Source organism: Aeromicrobium sp. PFPM2_SD2, assembly GCF_057364525.1.
Genome location: NZ_JBNFNZ010000128.1, coordinates 1 through 5795, shown reverse-complemented (window position 1 = coordinate 5795; position 5795 = coordinate 1). Strand labels below are relative to the sequence as shown.

Annotated in this window: 5 protein-coding genes and 1 pseudogene; 4 read left to right on the top strand and 2 right to left on the bottom strand. The window is 74.3% G+C overall.

Going from position 1 to position 5795, the window contains the following annotated elements; translation table 11 throughout:
* Positions 1-899 (top strand): annotated as a pseudogene (locus tag AC2W7G_RS07955) (malto-oligosyltrehalose synthase); the annotation flags it as partial.
* 72 nt (positions 900-971) lie between these two features.
* Positions 972-1559 carry an RraA family protein gene (locus AC2W7G_RS07950; protein WP_485867956.1) on the top strand — a complete coding sequence of 196 codons (588 nt, stop codon included), beginning with the start codon at positions 972-974 and terminating at the stop codon, positions 1557-1559.
* Between the two features lie 40 nt (positions 1560-1599).
* Here AC2W7G_RS07950 and AC2W7G_RS07945 read toward each other — a convergent pair whose 3' ends face one another.
* Together AC2W7G_RS07945 and AC2W7G_RS07940 are read right to left on the bottom strand one after the other, a co-directional pair.
* Positions 1600-1785, bottom strand: a complete 186-nt coding sequence (locus AC2W7G_RS07945) for a hypothetical protein (RefSeq protein WP_485867955.1) — start codon at positions 1783-1785, stop codon at positions 1600-1602.
* Positions 1779-2789: a serine hydrolase domain-containing protein gene (locus AC2W7G_RS07940; RefSeq protein WP_485867954.1), complete on the bottom strand. Its 1011-nt coding sequence runs from the start codon at positions 2787-2789 to the stop codon at positions 1779-1781. Before AC2W7G_RS07940 ends, AC2W7G_RS07945 begins: the two co-directional genes overlap by 7 nt.
* Before the next feature lie 134 nt (positions 2790-2923).
* Between AC2W7G_RS07940 and AC2W7G_RS07935 the strand changes: the two genes are divergently transcribed.
* The gene (locus tag AC2W7G_RS07935; RefSeq protein ID WP_485867953.1) at positions 2924-3928 is read left to right on the top strand and encodes an aldo/keto reductase family protein; all 1005 of its coding nucleotides are present in this window, start codon (positions 2924-2926) and stop codon (positions 3926-3928) included.
* Entirely contained in the window at positions 3925-5649 is a 1725-nt protein-coding gene (gene treZ / locus AC2W7G_RS07930; RefSeq protein ID WP_485867952.1) for a malto-oligosyltrehalose trehalohydrolase, read from the top strand. Before AC2W7G_RS07935 ends, treZ begins: the two co-directional genes overlap by 4 nt.
* Positions 5650-5795: the final 146 nt, after the last annotated feature.

The window sequence follows — 5795 nt, the reverse complement described above, 5'->3', positions numbered from 1 at the left end:
CGAGCACGCGCCCCGCCGCGATGACCGCGCTGACCACCCACGACACGAAGCGCTCCGAGGACACCCGGGCGCGGATGAACGCCCTGTCGCAGCTGGCCGGCGACTGGCGCGACGCCGTCACGGCGTGGTCGCCGCGGGTGCCGCTCGACGAGCCGTCGCTCGAGGCGCTGGCCTGGCAGACGCTCGTCGCCGCCTGGCCCGTCTCGGACGAGCGCCTGTCCGACTACCTGCTCAAGGCCGCCCGCGAGGGCAAGGTGCGCACCACCTGGACCGAGACCGACGAGGCGTTCGAGGAGCAGGTGCGCTCGTGGCCGGCGCGGGTGCGCGAGGACGCCGACCTGCGCGGGGAGGTCGAGCGGCTGGTCGAGCGGCTTCGCCCGCTCGGCTGGTCGGACGCGCTCGGGCAGAAGCTCGTCCAGCTGGCCGGGCCGGGCGTCCCGGACGTCTACCAGGGCACCGAGCTGTGGGACCTGTCGCTCGTCGACCCCGACAACCGTCGTCCGGTCGGCTACGCGGCCCGGCGCGCCCTCCTGGAGCGGATCGACGCCGGCTGGCAGCCCGACGTGGACGACGAGGGCGCCGCCAAGCTGCTGCTGGTCAGCCGGGTGCTGCGGCTGCGGCGCGAGAGCCCGGAACTGTTCCAGGGCTTCGAGCACGTGCCGGGCATCGGGGCGGCCGCGGGGCACGCGCTGGCGTTCAAGCGGCACCGCGACCTGGCCGTCGTGGCCACCGTCCGGCCGGCGGCGCTGCAGGCGTCCGCCGGCTGGCAGGACGCGGCGCTCGAGCTCGGCGACGGCACCTGGACGGACGTCCTGACCGGGCGCGAGCACGCCGGTCCGCGGGTGCCGCTGGCCGACCTGACCGGCGTGTACCCGGTCGCCCTGGTGACCCGCAAGTAACCGACCCGGCCCGATTTCGCCTGGAACGGCGGGCGTAACGTGGAGAGGTACCCCGACGATCAGGAGACCTTGATGAGCACCGCCGAGCCCGTGTCCATGGAACGCCTCGCCCAGGTGGGCGCCTCGCACGTGTGCGACGTCCGCGGTGGCGAAGGCGCGCTCGACGGGGCCATCCGGCCGGTGTGGCGCGGCCCGTCCTTCGCCGGACCGGCCCGCACCGTCATCGCGCCGGCCGGGCACAACGCCGCCGTGCGTGCGGCCGCGGCGGAGGCCCAGCCCGGCGAGGTGCTCGTCGTGTCGGGCGCCGGCTTCACCAGCCGCGCGGTGGTCGGCGACCTGATCGGCCGTCGCCTGCTCGAGGCCGGTGTCATCGGCGTCATCGTCGACGGCGCGGTGCGCGACGTCGCGGGCTTCGAGATGCTCGGCCTGCCGGTCTACGCCCGGTCCACCTGCCCGGCCGGCCCGCTGCCGGGCAACGACGGCGAGACCCAGGTCATCGTCGGCGTGGGCGGCCAGGTCGTCCGTCCCGGTGACGTGGTCGTGGCGGACGCCGACGGCGTCGCGATCATCCCCGCCGAGGAGCTGACCGACGTCGCGACCCGCGCCGACGCCGCCGAGCAGCACGAGCGCCAGTTCCTCGAGGCCACGTACGCCCACTGAGCGGACCGCCGTCCCGCTCCTTCATGGGGAAGGGGCCGGTCTACGCCCGCCCGGCGAGGTGCTCGCCGATCCGCAGGAGCGCCGGGACGACCGGCACCTGCGGGACGGCGGGGGACACGACCTGGGAGGCCAGGTGGACGACCACCAGGTCCAGGCCGGGTGAGACGAGCACCCGCTGGCCGTGGATGCCGCTGGCCATGAACGAGCCGTACGGGTCGTTCAGCACCCACCACAGGTCGTGGTACGACAGCGTGGCCGGCGAGTCCGCCGGTGCGGCGGGCAGCCGGACGCGCTGCGAGTAGCCCTGGGGCACACCGCTCGCGATGGTGCCGGCGACCGCCTCGGGCACGACCCGGCGTCGCCGACCGCTCCGCCGCAGCGCACCATCTCGCCGAGTCGCGCCAGGTCGCGGGCCGTCGCGCTGAACCCGCCGCACGCGGCCTCGACGCCGTCCCCGTCGACGACGTAGTACGCGTCCTCCTCCGTGCCGAGCGGCGACCACAGCACCTGCGACACCAGCTCGGCCGTGGTCGTCCCGCTGACGGCCCGCAGCACCGCGGCCAGGGCCTCGACGTTGCCGTTCTCGTAGCAGAACTCCTCGCCCGCGGCGCCGGTCGCGCGGGCGGTGGCCAGGTGCTCGCGGATCGTCGCCGGACCGCGGTAGTCGGACGGACGCAGACCGGGTGCGATCACCGCCTGGTAGCGCAGCGCCTCGGTCGCCTTGTCGAACGGCCGACCGGCGTAGCTCGGCCGGGTGCCCATGTGGAGCAGGTCCTGGACGCGGGAGTCGCCGAAGGCCGTCCCGGCGAGCTCGGGGACGTACGTGGAAACGAGCGCGTCGCGGTCCAGCGCGCCGTCGTGGGCCAGGGTCGCCGCGACGAGGCCGAGGAAGGACTTCGCCACCGACGCGGTGAAGTGCGGCTCGTGCGCGACGGTGCCGTGCCGGTAGGACTCGTGGACGACGGCGCCGCGGTGCAGGACGACCAGCGCGTCGGTGTGCGCGGCGGCGAGCAGGGACTCCAGTCGCAGCGGTCCGGACGGGGTCGGGACGAGGTCGAGCCCGTCGAGCGCGACCGGCTGCTGGGGCAACGGCCGCGCCGGGCCGGGACCGCGCCAGACCCGACGCGTGGGGGACAGCTCGCGTCCGGCCGTCGTGAACCGGCGCACCCAGGCCGGGTCGGTGTAGCCGCGGTTCCAGCGCAGCTCGCTGAGCGGGGCGGTGGGGAGCATGGTCGCCTCTCGGTCGGGGTCGTCGCATCGGAACGTTACTGGACGGAGTGTCCAGCAACGTCCGGTGCGCGGGCGGCCGCCCCGGCGCTCCCGCTCGGCGCGCCGACCACGCCGCCCGCGCCTAGCCTGGACGCATGGAGTTCCGGTACCTGGGCCACAGCGGCCTCAAGATCAGCGAGATCATCTACGGCAACTGGCTGACCCACGGGTCGCAGGTCGAGAACGACGCGGCGATCGCCTGCGTGCACGCGGCCCTCGACGCCGGCATCTCCACCTTCGACACCGCCGACGTCTACGCCAACGGCGCCGCCGAGACCGTGCTGGGCGAGGCGCTGAAGGGTCAGCGCCGCGAGTCGCTGGAGATCTTCACGAAGGTCTACTGGCCGGTCGGGCCCAAGGGCAAGAACGACGTCGGACTCTCGCGCAAGCACGTCCGGGAGGGCATCGACGCCAGCCTGCGCCGCCTCGGCACCGACTACGTCGACCTGTACCAGGCGCACCGCTACGACCACGAGACGCCGCTCGAGGAGACGATGCAGGCCTTCGCCGACGTCGTCCGCGCCGGCAAGGCGCTCTACATCGGCGTCAGCGAGTGGAACGCCGACCAGCTGCGCGCCGGCCACGCCCTGGCCCAGGACCTCGGCATCCAGCTGATCTCCAACCAGCCCCAGTACTCGATGCTCTGGCGGGTCATCGAGGAGGAGGTCGTCCCGGCCTCGCGCGAGCTCGGCGTCTCGCAGGTCGTCTGGTCGCCCATCGCCCAGGGCGTCCTGACCGGCAAGTACCAGCCGGGCCAGGCCCCGCCCGAGGGCTCGCGCGCCACGGACGAGAAGGGCGGCGCGCAGATGATCTCGCGCTTCATGCGCGACGAGGTGCTGGAGGCCGTCCAGCGGCTCAGGCCGGTCGCCGACGACCTCGGCGTCGAGCTGGCCCAGCTGGCCGTCGCCTGGGTGCTGGCCAACGACAACGTCGCCGGCGCCATCGTCGGTGCCTCCCGGCCCGAGCAGGTGACGTCGAACGCGGCCGCGTCCGGGCTGAAGCTCGACGCGGACGTGCTCAAGCGGGTCGACGAGGTGCTCGGCAGCGTGCCCGAGACCGACCCGGCCAAGACGGTCTCGCCGGAGACGCGTCCGGCATGACGTACGCGGTCTGGGCGCCGACCCTCGAGCGGGTACGGGTGCAGGTGGACGGCGAGGTCCACGACATGACCCGCGACACCGCAGGCTGGTGGCACGCGGACGTCCCCGAGCGGGACGGCGCACGGTACGCGTACCTGCTCGACGACGACGCCACGCCGCTGCCCGACCCCCGCTCGCGGCGCCAGCCCGACGGCGTCCACGAGGCGTCGCAGGTCTACGACCACGCCGCGTTCGCCTGGACCGACGACGCCTGGACGGGCCGTCAGCTGGCGGGGTCGGTGCTCTACGAGATGCACGTCGGCACGTTCACGCCGGGCGGCACGTTCGACAGCGCGATCGAGCGGCTCGACCACCTCGTCGACCTCGGCGTCGACCTGGTCGAGGTGCTGCCGGTCAACTCCTTCGACGGCCCGCACGGCTGGGGCTACGACGGCGTGCTGTGGGGTGCGGTGCACGAGCCCTACGGCGGCCCGGACGGCTTCAAGCGGTTCGTCGACGCGTGCCACGGCCGCGGCCTCGGCGTGGTGCTCGACGTCGTCTACAACCACCTGGGTCCCTCGGGCGCCTACCTCGACCGGTTCGGCCCGTACTTCGCCGGCGAGAACGACTGGGGTCCCGGCCTCAACCTGGACGGCGAGCACTCCGACGAGGTGCGCCGGTACGTCGTCGACAACGCGCTGTCGTGGCTGCGCGACTTCCACGTCGACGGGCTGCGGCTGGACGCCGTCCACGCCCTCGTCGACCAGCGCGCGGTGCACGTCCTCGAGCAGCTCGCCGAGGAGGTCGAGGCGCTGTCGACCGGGCTCGGACGCCCGTTGTCGCTGGTCGCCGAGTCCGACCGCAACGACCCGCGCACCGTCACCTCGCGCGAGCGCGGCGGCCTGGGCATGGACGCGCAGTGGGCCGACGACGTCCACCACGCGCTGCACGTGCGGCTCACGGGGGAGACGTCCGGCTACTACGGCGACTTCGCGGCCCAGGGCGCGCTCGCGACCACGCTGCGGCAGGCGTTCTTCCACGCCGGCACGTACTCGACCTTCCGCGGCCGCACGCACGGACGTCCGGTCGACACCACGACCGTTCCCGGGTCCCGGTTCGTCGTCTACACCCAGACCCACGACCAGGTGGGCAACCGCGCCACCGGCGACCGGCTCGCGGCCACGCTCTCCCCGGGCCTGCTCGGCTGCGCAGCGGCGGTCGTCCTGCTCGGCCCGTACACACCCATGCTGTTCATGGGCGAGGAGTGGGCGGCAAGCACGCCGTGGCAGTTCTTCGCCTCGTTCCCGGACCCCGAGCTCGGCGAGGCCGTGCGCACCGGGCGACGGCGCGAGTTCGGCCGCCACGGCTGGGACGAGCAGGACGTGCCCGACCCCATGGACGTGGCCACGTTCGAGCGCTCGACCCTGCGCTGGGACGAGCGCGAGGAGGGCGTCCACGCGGACGTGCTCGCGACCTACCGGGCGCTGATCGGCCTGCGCCGGGCCCGTCCCGACCTCGCCGACCCCTCGCTCACCCGTTTCCGGGTCGAGACGGCCGACGACGACTCCTGGCTGGTGATGCACCGCGGCGACCTGCGCGTCGCGGTCTGCTACGGCACCGGCACGACGGTGCCGCTGGACGCCGTGGTCGACGAGGTGCTGCTCGCCCCGCAGGGCGCCGAGCCGGGCGACGGCGGCGTGCGGCTGGCCGCCGAGTCGTTCGCCGTCGTGCGCGTCCGCTGAGCTAGTCGCGGACGAGCTCGAGCTCGATCTCGGTCGGGTACGGCGGGAACTCGGCCTGCTGCGTGCGGCCGGTGGGGCGCCACCCGGCGGCGGCGCGTAGACCTGCCGGGCGCGGTGGTTCTCGGCGAGCACCCACAGCGCCGGGC

What these genes read in the sequence shown, in the direction of transcription:
- treZ (WP_485867952.1), top strand. Translation starts at nt 3,925, where the DNA reads ATGACGTACGCGGTCTGGGCGCCGACCCTCGAGCGGGTACGGGTGCAG.
- AC2W7G_RS07935 (WP_485867953.1), top strand. Translation starts at nt 2,924, where the DNA reads ATGGAGTTCCGGTACCTGGGCCACAGCGGCCTCAAGATCAGCGAGATC.
- AC2W7G_RS07950 (WP_485867956.1), top strand. Translation starts at nt 972, where the DNA reads ATGAGCACCGCCGAGCCCGTGTCCATGGAACGCCTCGCCCAGGTGGGC.
- AC2W7G_RS07940 (WP_485867954.1), bottom strand. Translation starts at nt 2,789, where the DNA reads ATGCTCCCCACCGCCCCGCTCAGCGAGCTGCGCTGGAACCGCGGCTAC.